The 1,003-nt window shown below is 36.6% G+C and carries 1 pseudogene; it reads right to left on the reverse strand.

From position 1 onward, the window contains the following. A pseudogene (locus OK414_RS29660) lies at positions 1-732 on the reverse strand (hypothetical protein); the annotation flags it as partial. Positions 733-1,003 lie beyond the last annotated feature (271 nt).

A 1,003-nucleotide genomic window follows, 5' to 3' on the forward strand; every position in this document is an offset into this window, starting at 1 on the left:
GCCTTCAATGCTTTGGAATGAATCACGACTATTGGCAGCTTTCAACCCTTCGGGTAGAATAACCACATCAATGGAACCACCACCAATGTCCACCATAACCGTTTCACATTCTACATACTCATTCGCATCTTCACGATCTTCAAGGGTTAAGTCTTTTTTCAACGCAAAACGTGCACTTTCTCCCTCTTTTAAGCATGCACTTTCTTCTACTACTACCTTTAACGTATTTTCAAAACCAGGCGTATGCACAGTAAACGTATGGTTGCCTAAGAAGCGATTAGCCATCGCTTTTTGAGCTGCCCCAAATGTACTCTCTTTCTTAAGGAGCCAGATTGGTAACATCGTAGAAAAATAGTCAATTTCAATTGTGTTGTCTTTTTTACCTTTCCCATGTAACGCATGGTAATACGCAATGGCAGCTAAAAAGGTGATGTATGGAATATGACTTGTAATTTTATTATGTAATTTATTAATGTGATTGTTGGCAAGTAATTGACTTGCGGCAATGTCACCGACTAGGAAATAGCGCTCTTTCTCTTCTCCCTGAATAGTTGTGGAAAGTAAAATACGCTTCTTAAATTCTTCTGGAGCTGTAACAGCATCTGTAAAAAAAGAATCTGCAGCTTCTTTTTGCAGTTCAACTACATTCGTTGGAAAATCAAATAGATATCCATCCATAATGTTCATATCAACAGAATTCCCGCAATCTTTATTAAAACGTGAAATTTTCATTTCTACACACCTCATCTTTTAAGTTGAACTTATATTCAACTTATTGTACTTGATATAGGATAAATATTCAATATGGGAAAGCAACTAAGTTGTCTACAAAACCTTACATATATCAACATAATAAGAGCCTGCATCAAAAATGATGCAGGCTCCCCTCTCTTACAATAAAATAATTCTCATGTTCATTTGCCCTTGTGAGGCCCTTTCGTTACGTATATCGGTTCATAACGAGAGTACCATTCGTTAAATTACAATACCTACTTGTCAATTG

Origin of the sequence: Priestia sp. JV24 (genome assembly GCF_025910025.1) — a bacterium.
In the GTDB taxonomy this organism is placed as follows: Bacteria; Bacillota; Bacilli; order Bacillales; family Bacillaceae_H; genus Priestia; species Priestia megaterium.